Annotated in this window: 14 protein-coding genes; 13 read left to right on the top strand and 1 reads right to left on the bottom strand. The window is 31.4% G+C overall.

Annotated elements, in window-relative coordinates:
• Window positions 1-127 precede the first annotated feature (127 nt).
• Window positions 128-1,672, bottom strand: a complete 1,545-nt coding sequence (locus RCG18_RS03470) for a DNRLRE domain-containing protein (protein WP_308040043.1) — start codon at window positions 1,670-1,672, stop codon at window positions 128-130.
• A gap of 228 nt (window positions 1,673-1,900) precedes the next feature.
• On the opposite strand from RCG18_RS03470, the gene RCG18_RS03465 reads away from it, so the two are divergent.
• The 13 genes from RCG18_RS03465 (at window position 1,901) to RCG18_RS03410 (ending at window position 17,540) form a co-directional block, all read left to right on the top strand.
• On the top strand, window positions 1,901-2,890 hold the full coding sequence (locus RCG18_RS03465; RefSeq protein WP_308040042.1) for a glycosyltransferase: 990 nt from the start codon (window positions 1,901-1,903) through the stop codon (window positions 2,888-2,890).
• Window positions 2,891-3,129: 239 nt separating this feature from the next.
• A complete protein-coding gene (locus tag RCG18_RS03460) occupies window positions 3,130-4,203 on the top strand; it encodes a DegT/DnrJ/EryC1/StrS family aminotransferase (protein WP_308040041.1) in 1,074 nt (357 codons plus the stop codon).
• Window positions 4,203-4,904, top strand: coding sequence for a WbqC family protein (locus RCG18_RS03455; RefSeq protein WP_308040040.1), 702 nt, complete (start codon window positions 4,203-4,205; stop codon window positions 4,902-4,904). The genes RCG18_RS03460 and RCG18_RS03455 overlap by 1 nt, the downstream gene beginning before the upstream one ends.
• Window positions 4,905-4,920: 16 nt before the next feature.
• On the top strand, window positions 4,921-6,210 hold the full coding sequence (locus RCG18_RS03450; protein WP_308040039.1) for an ATP-grasp domain-containing protein: 1,290 nt from the start codon (window positions 4,921-4,923) through the stop codon (window positions 6,208-6,210).
• Between the two features lie 289 nt (window positions 6,211-6,499).
• Window positions 6,500-6,619: a sugar phosphate nucleotidyltransferase gene (locus tag RCG18_RS28960; RefSeq protein WP_374119027.1), complete on the top strand. Its 120-nt coding sequence runs from the start codon at window positions 6,500-6,502 to the stop codon at window positions 6,617-6,619.
• Window positions 6,597-7,250, top strand: coding sequence for a sugar phosphate nucleotidyltransferase (locus RCG18_RS03445; protein WP_308040038.1), 654 nt, complete (start codon window positions 6,597-6,599; stop codon window positions 7,248-7,250). The genes RCG18_RS28960 and RCG18_RS03445 overlap by 23 nt, the downstream gene beginning before the upstream one ends.
• Window positions 7,251-7,309: 59 nt before the next feature.
• Window positions 7,310-8,032, top strand: a complete 723-nt coding sequence (locus RCG18_RS03440) for a glycosyltransferase (RefSeq protein WP_308040037.1) — start codon at window positions 7,310-7,312, stop codon at window positions 8,030-8,032.
• A 177-nt stretch (window positions 8,033-8,209) separates the two neighbouring features.
• On the top strand, window positions 8,210-9,223 hold the full coding sequence (gene rfbB, locus RCG18_RS03435) for a dTDP-glucose 4,6-dehydratase (RefSeq protein WP_308040036.1): 1,014 nt from the start codon (window positions 8,210-8,212) through the stop codon (window positions 9,221-9,223).
• 196 nt (window positions 9,224-9,419) lie between these two features.
• Window positions 9,420-11,840: a DUF3656 domain-containing protein gene (locus RCG18_RS03430; protein WP_308040035.1), complete on the top strand. Its 2,421-nt coding sequence runs from the start codon at window positions 9,420-9,422 to the stop codon at window positions 11,838-11,840.
• Window positions 11,841-11,877: 37 nt separating this feature from the next.
• Window positions 11,878-14,238: an endonuclease MutS2 gene (locus RCG18_RS03425; RefSeq protein WP_308040034.1), complete on the top strand. Its 2,361-nt coding sequence runs from the start codon at window positions 11,878-11,880 to the stop codon at window positions 14,236-14,238.
• Between the two features lie 288 nt (window positions 14,239-14,526).
• Window positions 14,527-14,997 (top strand): DUF523 domain-containing protein, encoded by a 471-nt coding sequence (locus tag RCG18_RS03420; protein ID WP_308040033.1) that lies wholly within the window; start codon window positions 14,527-14,529, stop codon window positions 14,995-14,997.
• Window positions 14,998-15,418: 421 nt separating this feature from the next.
• Window positions 15,419-16,432: an alpha-hydroxy-acid oxidizing protein gene (locus RCG18_RS03415; RefSeq protein ID WP_308040032.1), complete on the top strand. Its 1,014-nt coding sequence runs from the start codon at window positions 15,419-15,421 to the stop codon at window positions 16,430-16,432.
• Window positions 16,433-16,643: 211 nt separating this feature from the next.
• A complete protein-coding gene (locus tag RCG18_RS03410) occupies window positions 16,644-17,540 on the top strand; it encodes a phosphate butyryltransferase (protein ID WP_308040031.1) in 897 nt (298 codons plus the stop codon).
• The last annotated feature ends 286 nt before the right edge of the window (window positions 17,541-17,826 follow it).

Below are 17,826 nucleotides of genomic sequence, written 5' to 3'. Positions count from 1 at the left end.
TATCTAAATAAATACTTTATAGTTTATATTATGTTACACATGGGTCAAATGTTTATAACTTGGTAAAGTCTTTAAAATTTAAAAGAGGAAGCCTTATGCACTAATGCATAAGGCTTCCCAATATAGACTAATTTAATTTCATAAGAGTTAACTGCGCACCAACTGCAGGAGCTAATGTCATAGTAAGAGGTGTAGCTGAGTTGTTTCGTAAAGTAATTACATCGCCGGCAGCAAGGGTTAGTATTGCACTACCTGATATTTCGCCAACAGAAACAAGAGCAGCAACAGGAGTAGATGCATTTACGGCACCATTTACAGCGATTGCCAACTGGGATCCTACACCCGCTGTAATATTAATTCCATAGTTAATTTGATATACGCCTGAATTGCTTACAGTGATAGTAGTAGTTCCAGCAGTGTGAGTTATATTACTTAGTGGACCATTATTAGAGAATGGAACATCTGCTCCACCTACAACTGTAGCATCAGCAATTGTTGCAAGTTCATAGATATAACCAGATGCAGCTAGCCCAGCCCCAGTGGCACCGGTAGCACCAGTAGCGCCTGTAGCGCCTGCGGCCCCAGTGGCACCAGTAGCGCCGGTAGCACCAGTAGCGCCTGCGGCCCCAGTGGCACCAGTAGCGCCGGTAGCACCAGTAGCGCCTGTAGCGCCTGCGGCCCCAGTGGCACCAGTAGCGCCTGTTGCACCAGTAGCGCCTGTTGCACCAGTAGCGCCTGTTGCACCGTCAGCCCCAGCGGCACCAGTAGCGCCTGTTGCACCTGCAGCCCCAGTAGCCCCAGTAGCACCAGTAGCGCCTGTTGCACCTGCAGCCCCAGTAGCACCAGTAGCGCCTGCAGCCCCAGTGGCTCCAGCAGCGCCTGTAGCGCCTGCAGCCCCAGTGGCTCCAGTAGCGCCAGCAGCACCTGTAGCGCCGGTAGCACCAGCAGCCCCGGTGGCTCCAGTAGGACCAGTAGCACCTGTTGTACCTGCAGCTCCAGTAGGACCTGTAGCGCCTGCAGCACCAGTGGCTCCAGTAGGACCAGTAGCACCAGTGGCTCCAGTAGGACCAGTAGCACCTGTTGGACCTGTCGGTCCTTGAGGGCCAGTAGGACCAGTTGGTCCAATTGGGCCTGATATATCATATTCTATATTTAAGAAAGGTCTTTGTCCCATTGTAGACCATTCAGTAGATCTATAACCTATTATAGAATCGATAACATTCTCTATTCCAACTAGAGTTATACCGTTATTTGGTAATAAATTATAGAACCAATTAACCACTAGGTTAGTTATATTGATACTAATAAAATTGTTAACATCTACGTCAGTTACATTTATAGAATATGGGGTTGAACTCAATGCAGGTGCATTGTTCCAAGTAACTGTGTTTTGAGAGAAATTACTTGTGTTTGTAAATACGTTAACAGTTTGCGGTGATAGTTCAGCATCAGTTTTATCTTTTCTATAAACAAATAAATTTAACGTAGCACTTAGTATAATGTTATCTGGAGGAATAACGTTAGTTAAATTAAACTTTAACAAGCTTCTATATGAATCACTAGCTTGAAGGTATTTTCCTGTAAATAAACTTTGTGAACTGCCAAAGTTAGTATTGGAGTAAAATTGAGATATATACGCATCATCACTAGGAATAACTTGTACAAATGGCATGGTTTTTACACCCCTTTATTTTTTTATACTGTTTTCTGTCAATTATTTTAACTTGACATACTACAATATATGTTTTTGTTGTAAAATCGTACACAAAATAATTAAACTTTAGATGCTTAAATTATTATAAATAAATTACTAGCAGTAAAGCGTGATAATTAGATAAATAGCTGCATAGTAATATTTTAAGAACATTTACAAATTAGCAACTTATTTAGGAGGATTGCTATGAAGGTATTATTATGTATAAGGAGCGATTATTGTAGAAACTTTGCTGGAGATTCAATGCAAGTATTAAAAACAGCACAATATTTGAGAAAAATGGGCGTAGAGGTAGATATAAATGATGGTTCAATAGTAAATTACTCTAAATATAATATAGTACATCTATTTAACCTAACAAGAATAGGTGAAACTTATAGCTACTATAAGAGAGCAAAGACATATAAGAAAACAATAGTGCTATCTTCTGTATATTGGGATTTAAAAAAATATTATAATTATGTTAATGATTTAGAGAATATAAAACTTTGGGATAAATGCAAAGCTTATAGGTTAGAAATACTAAAAGGATGCAAGATGATATATCCTAATAGTAAAATGGAAGGCGATACTATAAAAAAAGAGTTTGGTGATTGGATATCATATAATGTTATCTATAATGGTGTTGAAGTAGAAAGTGAAGATGTTCCTCTCTATAATTTTAAGGAGAGGTTTGAATTAAATAATTACGTATTGTGTGTAGGCAGAATTTGTCATAGAAAAAATCAGCTTATACTTGCAAAAGTATGTAATGATTTAGGATTACAGTTAGTTCTTATTGGCAATGTTAACGACAAGGAATATTTTAATAAATGTATAAATTATAGTAATGTTAAATATTTAGGATTTATGGATAGTTACAATATATACAATGCGTATAGATTTTGTAAAATACATGTATTACCTAGTTTTGTCGAAACACCTGGACTCTCTTCGTTAGAAGCAGCAGCTGCTGGATGTAATATAGTATCTACCAGTGAAGGTAGTTCAAAGGAATATTTTAAAAACATGGCTGAATATTGTAATCCTTATAATCAAGAGAGCATTACCGAAGCAATTGTAAGGAGCATTAAGAAACCTAAAACTGAAATATTGAAAAAATATACTCTAGATAACTTTAATTGGGAAAGGTGTATAAAAGAATTATACAATAGTTATAATCAAATTATAAAATAAAAGGAATGAAAGATAGCAAAAGCACAGTATTAATAATAGCTTTTGTTATCTTTTATTTTAATTTAAAAATTAGTTTCGTTTCACAAAATAATATATTTCTGAATAGATTAACATAGGAAAATATTTTATATAAAAAACAATATTTAGCATAGTTTAACTGTTTAAAGAGATTCTGTGTAAAAAATTGTCATTAACATGTTTATAATATTTAATAATAGGACAGAAGGCTGGTTGATAAAATGATTAATGTTACAAAATCTCATTTGCCAGATATAAATAAATATAAAAAATATATTGATAAAATATTTGAATCAGGATGGTTAACTAATAATGGACAGTTTGTTCAAGAATTACAAAGGAGACTTGAAGAATATCTAGGCGTAAAAAATCTAGTCTTAGTTTCAAATGGAACTTTAGCACTTCAGATTGCATATAAAGCATTAGAATTGAAAGGAGAAGTATTAACAACTCCATTTAGTTTTGCAGCTACATCAAGTAGTCTTGTATGGGAAGGCTTAAGACCAAAGTATGTAGATATTGATAGAGAAACATTTAATATGGATTATTCTAAAATTAGTTGTTTAATTGAAGATGAAACTTGTGCTATAGTCCCAGTACATGTATTTGGAAATGCATGTGAGATTGATAAAATTGAGAATATTGCTAAGCAGCATAAGCTAAAAGTTATTTATGATGCAGCGCATGCTTTTGGAGTAAACTATAAAGGAAAAAGCATTCTAAGTTATGGAGATATATCTACTATAAGTTTTCATAGCACAAAACTCTTTCATACTATTGAAGGAGGAGCTATTGTTGTAAATAATGACGAATTATATGAAAAAGTCAAGGTAATGGTTAGCTTCGGAATAAGAGACGGAGAACGAGTAGAAATCTTAGGAACAAATTCTAAAATGAATGAGTTTCAAGCAGCTATGGGGTTATGTGTGTTAGATAATATGCAAGATATTTTAGATGGAAGAAAAAGAGTATATGATTATTATGCTAATAATTTACCTAAAGAATTACAGTTACAAAAACAAAACATTCATAGTACACCGAATTATGCATATTTTCCAGTCGTTTTTGATTCAGAAGAAACTCTTTTAAGAGCAAAAGAAAATTTAAATCAAAATCAAATTAATCCAAGAAGATATTTTTACCCATCATTGAACACATTGCCGTATATTAGCAAAAAATTTGTAGTTCCAGTGTCTAGTAGTATTTCCAGCAGAATATTATGTTTACCTATATATGATACTTTAGGTGAAAAGGAATTAGATAATATAATAAGAATACTAAAAGAGGTTATATAATGAAAGTTGGTATAATGCAACCGTATTTATTTCCGTATTTAGGATATTTTCAACTTATAAATGCTGTGGACAAATTTGTTATCCATGATGATGTTCAATATATTAAAGGTGGTTGGATAAATAGAAATAGCATTTTAATTAATAACACTAAATTTAATTTTACATTTAGTGTAAAGAAGGAGCATTATTACAAAAATATTAATGAAAGATATTATGCTAGCAATTTTGAGCAAGAGTCAAATAAATTGTTAAGGAATATAGAAATTGCCTATAAAAAATCACCAAACTTTCATGATATTTATAAACTTATAATAAATATATTAAAGCAAAATATAAAAAATGTTTCTGAGTTTAACACGATGAGTATTATAGAGATTTGCAACTATATAGGAATTGAATCCGATATTAGTATGTCTTCTAAGTTATGCAAAAATAATAGTTTAAAAGGAGAAGAAAGAGTAATTGGAATAAATAAATGTTTGAAATCTTCTTGGTATATTAATCCTATTGGTGGAATACAGTTGTATTCAAAAGATAACTTTGAAAAAAATAATATTAAACTTAATTTTATAAAGATGAAGGATATAAAATATAAACAATTTAACAATAATTTTATACAAAGTTTATCAATAATCGATGTACTGATGTTTAATTCTAAAGAAGAAACAAAAAGGTTATTAGATGAATATCAGTTGATATGATGAGTGGGTGGATACTTTGAAAAAAAGAGTTTTAGTTTTCCCTTGTGGGTCAGTTATGGCAGTTGATATAAATTTTGCACTTAGAAGTTGTTTGAGAATTGAGTTATTTGGTGCCTCAAGTGTCGAAGATCATGGAAGATATATATATAAGAACTATATAGGAGGGTTACCCAATATAGCTGAAGAAAACTTCATTGATGAGTTTAATAAAGTAATTAAAAAATATAATATTGATTTCGTTATTCCAACTCATGATACAGTAGCAATGTATTTAATGAAAAATGAAAAAAATATTTTGCCAAAGATAGTATGTTCAAATTTAGAAACAACTAAAGCTTGCCGTTATAAATCTCTAATTTATAATAAATTTAAAAAATATGATTTCATTCCATCAGTTTACAACAGTACTGATGAAGTTAACAATTTTCCTGTTTTTCTAAAACCTGATGATGGACAAGGCGGGAAAGGAACCTTTTTAGCTAGTAATAGAAAAGAATTAGAATTTTACATTAATAAAAATCCTAAACTACTAATATGTGAATACTTGCCAGGAGAAGAAATTTCGGTAGATTGTTTTACAGATAGAAAGTCAGATTTACGGTTTATATGTGCAAGAACTAGAGAGAGAATTTTAGCAGGAATGAGTGTAAATTCTAAAAAAATAAGTGTTGAAAATGAAGTTTATAAAATAGCTGATATAATAAATAAAGAATTAAGTTTTAGAGGATATTGGTTTTTTCAACTAAAAAAAGATAAAAATCAAAAATATAAATTATTAGAGATATCTACAAGACTTGCTGGTACCTCTTGCTTAAGTAGAAATTTAGATGTTAATTTTCCATTGTTATCTACATTAGATTTTAGTGAGGAAGATATAGATATTTTGCCTAATAGTTATGATATAGAGGTAGATAGAATACTAATAAATAGATATAAATTAGATATTGAATATGAAAGAGTATATATTGATTTTGATGATACGCTTGTTTTTGATAAAAAGTATTATAATCAGTATATGTTTATGTTCTTATACCAGTGTTTAAATAATAATAAAGAGATAATATTAATAACTAAGCATGAAAATAGTATTGAGGAAACGCTTAAGAACTTAAAGATATCAGATAAGCTATTTGATAAAATTATTGAAGTAGATCCAAGTGATTTTAAATATAAGCATATGGATATCGATAAAAAAAGTATATTTATTGATAATTCCTTTGCTGAGAGAAAACTGGTTAGAGAAAAACTAAATATCCCATGTTTTGATGTAAGCAATGTAGAATGTCTCATTGATTGGAGAGGATAAATACTATATTCTTGCATTTATCTAAGGGTAAAGTTGCTAGGTAATGATTGGATGCGGCTTTACTCTTATTTTATTAACACTATAGTTTTGTAGATTGAACCTGGTTGAATAAAGAATCATATTAGTATTATAGTAATATATTTATTTATCAAAAGTGTAAACTTATAGGTATCAACAAATACTAGCAAGACATAGTATATATGAGCATTAGAAATATAAAGAATAATTTAGTGTTAATTGAAGAGTTTAAAAAACTTTCAGTTATGACATTAATAGGAGTTGAATAATAGTGAAAGGAATTATATTAGCTGGGGGAACCGGTTCAAGATTATTTCCTTTGACTCAAGTAATAAGCAAACATTTACTTCCCGTTGGGAAATACCCAAATGATAGACCATTCAATAGCTAAAATGAAACAAGCAGGAATAAATGATATTATGATTATTTTAGGTAAAGAGCACATGGGGGTTATTGCCAACAGCTTTGGTAGTGGCTACGAATATGGCGTAAATTTTACCTATAGAATTCAGGATCAACCTGGTGGAATTGCTCATGCATTAGGTTTATGTGAGGATTTTGTTGATAATGACAAATGTGTCGTAATCTTAGGAGACAATATATTTGCAGATAATATAAGAGAGTATGTATCTAATTTTGAAAAACAAGACAAAGGAGCTAAAGTATTAATAAAACCAGTTAAAGACCCAGAAAGATATGGAATAGCAGAACTTCGAGGAGATAAAATTATTAATATAGACGAAAAACCTAAGGTTCCAAAAAGCAATTATTGCGTTACAGGAATATATATGTATGACTGTAGAGTTTTTAATATTATTAAAAACCTAAAACCATCTAGTAGAGGAGAACTTGAAATTACGGATGTTAATAATTCATATATAAAAGACAACACATTAACTTATGATATTCTCCAAAGCTGGTGGATAGATGCAGGGACTTTTCAATCATTAGCTTATGCAAATGAATTATCTAGAGATATGGATTTAAGTTATATTTTAAGTAGAGATTATAAGATATTGTAAAGAGAAAAAGGGTTAAATAGAATTAGGTTTAAATAAATTTAAAAGGGGATGAGTGGTAAATGAAACAAAAGAAAATTATTATAGTTAGCCGTTTCAATAACGTTCCTTCAAAAAGTAAGATAGCACTTACTAAAAAATGGATTGATACTAGAATGGATATCTTTATGAATTATACTTTGCATAGTTTTAAAGCACAAACTAATCAAGATTTCACGTCTTATCTTCTTTATAATAAGACAACTGAAGATCTTGTACAGAACTCAATTAGTAGATATAAAAAATTACCCGAAAATGTTAAGTTTGTAAGTAGTAATTTGTATAGTGTTAAATTGAAGGAAGAAATAAAAGACTTTGAATATGTGTATTTAGTAAGGATAGATTGTGATGATATGTATCATATATCCTATGTGCAACAATTAGCTGACTTCGAACCCAAGTCAGAGACAAAGGCAATTATTAATCAAAAAGGTTATTTATACGACTCAGTGGGAAAACGATTAGCAGATTATTTTTCTAAAAGCCCACCATTTTATACACTTATATATAAATCAAAAGAATATATTAATGGTTTAAGATACACGCTGCCTGGTGGACATCCAGGTGCTATACAGTTACCTCATGAGATTATAGATAAGAGAAATTTTGTTTATCATGTTCATTCAACTAATACGCCTAATAATACAACTGATAAATTTTATCATCGAATTCATAATAAGGGATTAAGATTAATTACGAAGGATGTTAATAAAATTAATAAAATTTTAGAGAATTATGTTGGATAAGTAATGTAAAGTAGGTATTATGAGGATTATGTATCAAAAAAGTATTAGTAAAATATGAAAAACTATATGATATAGAAGAGTAATAGAAGGTGCTTTAGTTTCTTAATTTTTAGGAAAATAGAGCATTTTTTATTAAAGAAAGTATAGTAATTTTAATATTAAAATTTGGAGGAGAGTATGAAAACTTATTTAATTACAGGTGGAGCTGGATTTATTGGATCTAACTTTGTTATATATATGTTAAACAAATATTCCAGCATAAGAATTATAAACTTAGATAAAGTCACTTATGCAGGAAATTTAGAAAACCTTAAAGAGGTAGAAAATAAACCTAACTATGTATTTGTTAAAGGGGACATATGCGATAAAGAATTAGTAGAAGAATTATTTAAGAACTATGATATAGATCACATCGTAAACTTTGCAGCAGAATCCCATGTGGATAGAAGTATAAGAGAACCAGAAATATTTGTAAAGACTAATGTATTTGGAACAGTTACATTATTAAGCACGGCCAAAAAATTATGGGAAACAAAAACAGGCTTTAAAAAAGGAAAAAAGTATATTCAAATATCAACAGATGAGGTATATGGTTCACTTGGAGAAAATGATTACTTTATTGAAACAACACCATTAGATCCTCATAGCCCATATTCTGCAAGTAAGGCTAGTGCTGATTTAATCGTTAAAGCTTATTATGATACCTATAGAATGCCAATAAATATAACAAGGTGTTCAAATAATTACGGACCATATCAATTTCCTGAAAAGCTAGTACCATTGTTAATAAATAATTGTTTAAACTATAAATGTATACCTGTGTATGGAGATGGATTAAATATAAGAGATTGGCTATATGTGGAAGACCATTGTAAGGCAATAGATAGGGTTATAAATAAAGGAAAAGTAGGAGAGATTTATAATGTAGGTGGACATAATGAAAAAACTAATATTGAAATAGTTAAGATAGTTATAAAATATTTGCATGAAAATGTAGATAATAAGATAACAGAGGATTTAATTAGATATGTAGAAGATAGAAAAGGACATGATAAAAGATATGGAATAGATCCAACTAAAATAAAAAATGAACTAGGGTGGTGTCCAGAAACTAACTTTGAGGTGGGAATAAAGAAAACTATAGAATGGTATTTAGATAATCAAGATTGGATGAGCGATATAGAATTCTGATTCTATAGAAGTAGTTATTATAAATGGGTTGTTTCTACAAATATAATAACTGCTTTTATTATGCTATTATATAATACATGATTAATCCTTGTTATTAAAAATATATTAGAGGGAGATAAATAATAGTGAATATGACATTTTAAATATGCTTAATCTATTGTATAATGAACTTTAGAATATTTTAGGAGAGATGAACATGAGAAGAATAGAACTACTAGCGCCTGCAGGCAGCATTGAGAGCCTATATGCAGCGGTACAGGCAGGAGCAGATGCAGTATATCTAGGTGGAAATAAGTTTTCTGCTAGAGCCTATGCATCGAACTTTGATGATGAAAACATGATTAAAGCAGTTCAATACTGTCACTTATATAATGTAAAAGTATATATAACTATAAATACTATTTTGAAAGAAAATGAAATAAATGAAGCATTGGAGTATGCAAAGTTATTATACAAAATAGGTGTAGATGCGCTTATAATACAAGATATGGGATTTGCAAGTTTAGTTAGAAAGCATTTACCAGAATTTGAATTACATGCTTCTACTCAGATGACAATTCATAATGCTGAAGGAGCTTTACTTTTAACAAATCTTGGATTTAAAAGAGTAGTTCTTTCTAGAGAACTTTCAATAGACGAAATAAGATATATATCTAAGGATTTGGGTGTGGAAACAGAAATATTTGTTCATGGGGCACTTTGTGTTTGTTATTCAGGACAATGTTTAATGAGTAGTATGATTGGTGGCAGAAGTGGCAATAGAGGAAGATGCGCACAGCCCTGCAGACTTCCATATACAATTATTGATAAAAAAAATAAGTCAGAGAAAAAAGGGTACATATTAAGCCCAAAGGATATATGTACTGTAGAAAATGTAAAAGAAATAATTGAAAGCGGTACAGCTTCACTGAAAATAGAAGGAAGGATGAAAAGGCCAGAGTACGTAGCAGGCGTTGTTCAAGCGTATAGAAAAGCAATCGATGAATACTATAAAAGTTCACCAGGTGAGAATTTGGATTATAGCAAAGGCTTTGACTTAGAACATGAAAAGAAAAAGCTTATGCAGCTATTTAATAGAGAAGGATTCTCTAGAGCATACCTATTTGGTAATACTGGCAAAGATATGATGGCTTATTCATTCCCAAAGAATACAGGGGTTGAGCTTGGAAAAGTTCAAAAGGATTTAACACTAGTATTAAAAGAGAATGTATCCTTAAAAGATGGAATAAGAAGTGGTGAAAATGGCTTTATTATTTCAAAGATATTAAAAAATGGAAAAGAAGTTGATGAAGCATTTAAAGGAGATAAGATAAAGTTACTTCCTCAGGAATATAAAAATGGAGATGTTTTATTTAAAACCTCTGATTCAAGGCTTTTAAAAGAACTAGAGACTTTTTATAAAAATGCATTTGAAAGAAAAATGGACTTAGAACTTAAGGTAAAATTTAAAGTTGGAGAGCCAATAGAGTTATCTACATCATATAAAGATAATACTTTTGAAGTAAAAGGTGAGATTGTTCAAAAAGCTATAAAGAGGCCACTGGATAGAGAAAGAATTATTGAAAGTCTAAGTAAAACTGGAGATATTCCATTTAAATTTACAGAAATAGACTTTGTAGGTTTTGAAGAAGGATTTTTACCTGTATCCTCCATAAATGAAATAAGAAGAGAACTGCTAACTAAGATAGAAGAGCACATATTGACTTCTGACAACAAAGATAAATTAGTAAAACTAGAAAAAGATAAAAACAAACTAGAAAGAGAGAATAATAGTGAAAATAATAATTTAGCAATTAATAATGCTAAAACAAATTATTCAGAAATTCCTAATACTATAATATTCTTGAATAATGAAGAACATGTTAGAGCATTTCTTAAATCAGATTTTCAATATGCGGCTATAAATCCATTTTCTAATTTAGGCTTTAACTGCTTGGATAAACTGAAAGGTAAAAAAGTATTTTTTAAGATTCCCAATATAATAAAATCGGAGTTTAACTATATTTGTGATTCTATAGAATCAAGGCTTACAGATATAGAAGGATTAATAACTGCTAATATGGGAATAATACATAAGTTTAGTAAAAATACAAAAATACTAGGAGATTATAAATTAAATATATTTAATAGCTATGCATTAGACTTCTATAACAAATTTCTATGCGGAAACTGTTTAAGTGTTGAATTAAATAGAAAAGAGTTGTCAGATATAGTTAAGAAAGATAAATCTCCGACACAGATATTAGTTTATGGAAAAGTTGAGCTTATGGTAAGTGAATACTGTCCTATTGGAAGTGTATTTGGTGGTAAAAGTGCATGTAAAGACTGCAGCAGAGCTTGTGAAAAAGGACAATTTGTTTTAAAAGATAGAAAAGGAGAGGAATTTGTTCTAAAAAATGATAGATTCTGCAGAAGCTATATTTATAATAATGTTCCTACTAATTTAATATCTAATATTAGAGAATTGAGAACAATGGGCATAAGATCTTATAGAGTTGATTTAATAGATGAAAGCTATGATGAAGCTAAAAGAATTTTAGAGTCCGTTAAAGAAGAATGCTGGAAAGATGATTTAAGCAAGTTTACAAGAGGGCATTATAAAAGGGGAGTAGAATAATCTATATAGTGCCTTAGATGAAAAGGTGGTTAATATAATGAATGATAGAGCTTTAAAAATTTTAGAATTTGACAAAATAAAAGAGCAATTAAAGAAGTACAACGTTACTAGTGCAGGGAAAGATTTAATAGATAACCTAAAACCTTATGATAACATTTATGAGGTGAGGGAACATTTAGAAGAAACAAAAGAAGCGTTCAAATTGTTAGTTACTAAGGGAGCGCCTCCTTTTGAGGGAGTTTATGATATTAGAAGTGGAATAAGTATGGCTGAAAAAGGTTCTACCCTTATGCCGGGCCAGCTTTTAAAGATAGCAGCAGTACTCAGAGCTGCAAGAAAATTCAAAGATTATATATCCCATAAAGAAGAAGAGGAATCCTTTAGAGTGATAGAAGATATATGCGAGGGTATTGTTCCTTTAAAAAATATTGAAGAGCAGATATTTATAGCTATAGAAAGTGAGGAGGAAATTTCTGATAGAGCAAGTTCAACACTTTATAACATAAGAAGGTCGTTAAAGGATAAAAATGCATCAGTAAGGGAGAAGGTTAACTCTCTTATAAGAAGCTATTCAGCATACCTTCAAGATAACTTATATACTATGAGGGGAGACAGATATGTTCTTCCTGTTAGAGCTGAACATAAAGGTTCAGTACCAGGACTTGTTCATGATCAAAGCTCTAGCGGAGCTACCTTGTACATTGAGCCTATGAGTTTAGTTAATCTAAATAATGAAATTAAAGAACTTATGCTTAAGGAGAAGGCTGAAATAGATAGAATTTTAGCTGAACTTTCAGGAAAAGTTTATGACAATATAACAGTAGTTAAGAACAATGCCAGCATTGTATGGGAGTTAGATTTTATATTCGCAAAAGCCAAATTTGCTAGTGAATCAAATTGTACAGCTCCTATAGTAAATGATGAAGGCGTGGTTGATATTATAGAGGCAAAACACCCGTTAATTGATAGAAAAATAGCAGTGCCAATGAGCATGCATCTAGGAAGAGAGTTCACTTCGTTAGTTATAACAGGTCCTAATACCGGAGGTAAAACTGTTACATTGAAAACTATAGGATTATTGCAGATTATGGCTTTAAGTGGTCTTATGATACCTGCGAGAGAGAACTCTACTGTAAGCTTTTTTAAAGAAGTGTTTGCAGATATAGGAGATGAGCAAAGCATTGAACAAAGCTTATCTACTTTCTCATCTCACATGACTAATATAGTAAATATTATAAAAAATGCTGATGAAAAATCATTAATATTATTTGATGAGCTTGGTGCAGGAACTGATCCAACTGAAGGAGCTGCACTAGCAGTATCTATATTGGAACATTTGAAAAAAAGAAGTTGTAGAATAGTAGCTACAACTCACTATAGTGAGCTTAAAGCTTATGCTTTAAAAACAGAAAAAGTTGAAAATGCTTCAGTAGAATTTGATGTAGAAACTTTAAGACCTACATACAGGCTTCTAATTGGAGTACCAGGAAAATCAAATGCCTTTGAAATATCAAAGAGGTTAGGTCTTCCTGAATTTATAATAGGAGATGCAAAAGAAAGTATTGCCAGTGAAGCTCTCAAATTTGAAGATTTAATACAGAATCTTCAAGAAAAAAGTATAAAGGCTGAAAATCATGCAAGAGAGACAGAAATATTAAAATTTGAGGCAGCAAAAATAAAAGATAAGTATGAAGAAAAAATGTATAGCCTGCAAAATACAAGAGAAAAAGCTTTAATTGAGGCTCAAAGGGAAGCAAAGAAAATTATTAAAGAAGCTAAAGAAGAGGCGGATCAAATTCTTAAAGAAATGAGAGAGCTTGAGAAGATGGGATATGCCTCTGATGTAAGACAAAAGTTAGAAGTGGAGAGAAGAAAACTCAAAGAAAAGCTTGAAGATGCTGAGAGTAAAGCAAATTATGTTAATAAGGAAGATGGCGAAGAGTTAAAAGTTGTAAAGGAAGGCCAAGAGGTTTTCTTACCTTCTTTAAATCAAAAAGTTATTGTATTGTCAAAGCCTGACAACAAGGGAGAGGTACAGGTTCAAGCTGGCATTATGAAAATAAATGTTAAGCTTAAAGATTTAAGAGCTTCTAAAGGTCAATCAAAAGAAGAAAAGAAAATGATGAAAAGGGAAGCAAAACTAAATTTAAGATCTGTTTCTTCATCTGTAGATTTAAGAGGAATGGATTCAATAGCGGCATCGTATACTGTGGATAAATATTTAGATGATGCTTATATGGCTGGATTAAAGGAAGTAACCATTATTCATGGTAAAGGCACAGGAGTTCTTAGAAATGCAATAAATGACATGCTTAAAAGACATACTCATGTGAAAAATTATAGATTAGGAGAGTATGGAGAAGGTGGAACTGGAGTTACAGTAGTAGAGTTAAAATAAAAGATGTAGTACCGAAAGTTAACTTATACGACGGTCTATGTTTCCAAGCTTTGGTACGGTAAAAACTTTTAGTCAGTCTAAAGCTTGTGTTTTAGACGACCTAAGAACTTAGATAAACTCGCTCTGCTCAAACAGTATCTAAGTTCTAAGATTGTCTTAAAACCCTTCGCTAAGACTGACACAAAGTTTTTAAATGCACACTCAGCTTTGGAAACATATCCCTCTGTATAAGTTAACTTTCAAGGTGGTTAGCTCTAGAACTTAGTTTATATAATTAGGGGTGATTTAATGATTATAGTAAGTGCTTGTTTATGTGGAATTAATACTAAGTATAATGGTGGAAATAACCTGGATGAAAGAGTGCTAAAGCTTTTGAGAGAGGGTAAAGCTATACCAGTTTGCCCAGAACAACTAGGAGGGCAAAGTACACCTAGAGCTGCACACGAGATATTTAAAGGAACAGGTGCCGATATATTAGATGGAAAGGCTAGAATTTTAGGACCAGAAGGTGATGATGCTACAGAAGAATTTATAAGAGGAGCATATGAAACTCTTAAAATAGCAAAAGAATGTGATGCAAAGGTAGCCATACTAAAGGCTAGAAGTCCTTCCTGTGGATTTGGTAAAATTTATGATGGAACATTTACAGGAAGTAAGATTGATGGGAATGGGGTCACTGCTGAACTTTTAAAAAGAAATGGAATTAAGGTTTATACTGAAGAAGATGACATTGATAATATAGGTATAGAAAATAAATAATAAATTAAAGATTCTTTAATTCTCAAAATAATAGTTGAGATTTAAAACTAATAAACTATAATTAAATTGTGAACCTAAATAATTTAATACTTTAAAGGAACGATGGCCTATCAGTAATTTTTACATAAGCAGAGAATCAAAATCTTAAGCAGACATCCAAAATCTTAAGTAGATATCCCAAATCTTTGATTTGGTGATAGTCACTTACACAGAGTGTTGATTTTGAGATGATCGCTTACACAGAGTGATGATTTTGTATAAATCGCTTGCTTCTTAGAGTTTGCGAAGAGGAGTTTCATTAAATAGAATATACATCAGATGAGGTATTGTCTTCGATCTAAGGCAGGGTAACCGTTAAATGCTATTTGGGCATTTAACCCCAAAGGATGTTTAGGTAGGTCAAAAGAAGGGGGAGATATTAATGAACTACAAAGAATTATTAAAAAGCGCTCGTGAAAATCTAAATGGAAGCTGCAGAGTTTGCCCAGTGTGCAATGGTAAAGCCTGTGCTGGAGAAGTACCAGGGATGGGTGGAAAAGGAACTGGCGATGCATTCTTAGCTAACGTAGAAGCTTTAGATTCATACAAATTAAATATGAGAGTAATACATGATGCTAAAGACCCTGATACTTCAATTGAACTGTTTGGAAAGAAGATGGATGTTCCAGTATTTGCTGCCCCTGTATCTGGTACTACATTAAATATGGGCGGCAAGTTTACAGAAGAAGAATATATTTCATGGGTGATAGGTGGATGCTTGGACTCAGGTGTTTATCCTATGGTAGGAGATACTGCTGTAGACTCATTCTTAATAACAAATTTAGAACAATTGAAGAAATTTAATGGAGAAGGAATTGCCATAATAAAGCCTTGGGAAAATAGTAATGTAATAAAGAAAATTAAGCTTGCTGAGGAAGCAGGAGCTTTTGCTGTTGGAATGGATATAGACGCTGCAGGTCTTATAACTTTAGCGCTTCATGGGAAACCAGTTGGTCCTAAAACTGTAGAAGATATTAAAGAAATTGTAAATAGTACAAAATTACCATTTATATTAAAAGGAGTAATGACAGCAGATGAAGCGGAACTTGCTGTTAAGGCTGGTGTTGATGCAATAGTAGTTTCTAACCATGGGGGAAGAGTATTAGACCAAACTCCTGGAGTTGCAGATGTACTTCCTGAAATAGCACAGGCTGTTAAAGGTAAGGTTACAATACTTGCAGATGGTGGAGTAAGAAATGGTGTAGACGTTCTTAAAATGATAGCATTAGGAGCTGATGCTGTACTTATTGGAAGGCCTTTTGTAACGGCTTCTTTTGGTGCACAACGAGAAGGCGTTAAGCTTTATGTAGATACTTTAAAAAGCGAATTAAAATCAGCTATGGTATTAACAGGTTGTAAAACAGTAAAAGATGTTACTGATAGAATTATATACTAAATAGTAAAGAATATCTAATGAGTGATAAATTCCTTTTGAATTTATCACTTATCTTATTTTATAAAGCTTTAAATTCATTAGCAGTATAACTGTGCATTGTAAATGCCATAATCTGATGCTATAATTATTATTAAGTGCAAATATTTAGAAAATTAGTTATTATAAATATTTGACTTACGATACTTATTAATATAATAAGGAGGAAATAATCATGGTAAAAAAGTTAGATGAAATTTTAAGTTTAGCCAAATCAAAAGAAAAAAAGACTTTATCAGTGGCGGCAGCACATGATAAAGAGGTTTTAAGTGCAGTAACTGAGGCTGTTAAGCTTGGAATCGTAGATGCAATTTTAGTTGGTGATGAAGATAAAATAAAAAGCATAGCTGAAGAAAATGGATTATCCTTAGATAATATAAAAATAGTAGATGAAAAAAACATATTAAAAGCAGCAGCAAAGGCTGTTGAATTTGTATCTAATGGACAAGCACACTACATCATGAAAGGATTACTTGGTACTGCAGATCTATTAAGAGCTGTCTTAAATAAAGAAGCAGGGTTAAGAGGAAAGGGATTACTTTCACATGTTATGGTTTACGAAGTTCCTACATATCATAAACTTATATTTTTAACTGATGGAGGCATGGTTCCATATCCTACTTTAGAAGATAAAATAGGAATCATAAATAATGCTGTTAGGGTAGCACATAAATTAGAATTAGACATGCCTAAAATAGCACCAATTTGTGCAGTTGAAGTAGTAAACCCTGGAATGCAAGCAACTTTAGATGCATCTGTACTTAGCCAAATGAATAAGAGAGGGCAGATCAAGGGATGTATAATTGATGGTCCTTTAGGCTTAGACAATGCTATATCTAAGATAGCAGCTGAACATAAAGGAATTGTTAGTGATGTGGCAGGGGATGCAGATATACTTTTAGTTCCAAATATAGAATCAGGTAATTTTCTTGGAAAATCAATGACATACTTTGCTAATGCTCAAAGTGCAGGAGTTATTATGGGAGCTAAGTGTCCTGTAGTTCTAGTATCGAGAGCCGATAGCGCTGAATCTAAACTTTATTCAATAGCACTTGGATCAGTAATTTCATAATATACTTGAAATCGTTTATAGGGTTTCTAGGCCGAAAGTTAACTTATACGCCGGGATATGTTTCCAAGCTTTAGCACGTTAAAAACTTTTAGCCAGTCTAAAGCTTGTGTTTCAAGACAACCTAAGAACTTTCGAGAACTCGCTATGCTCAAACAACTCTAAAGTTCTAAGGTTCTCTTAAAACCCTTCACTAAGACTGGCACAAAGTTTTTAAATCTACTTCAGCTTTGGAAACATATCCCTCTGTATAAGTTAACTTTCTAGTTAATTTCCCTATAATTAAGCT

The sequence above is a fragment of the Clostridium sp. OS1-26 genome (genome assembly GCF_030915445.1).
Classification (GTDB): Bacteria; Bacillota; Clostridia; order Clostridiales; family Clostridiaceae; genus Clostridium_AM.
This window is presented reverse-complemented; position numbering and strand designations above follow the sequence as displayed.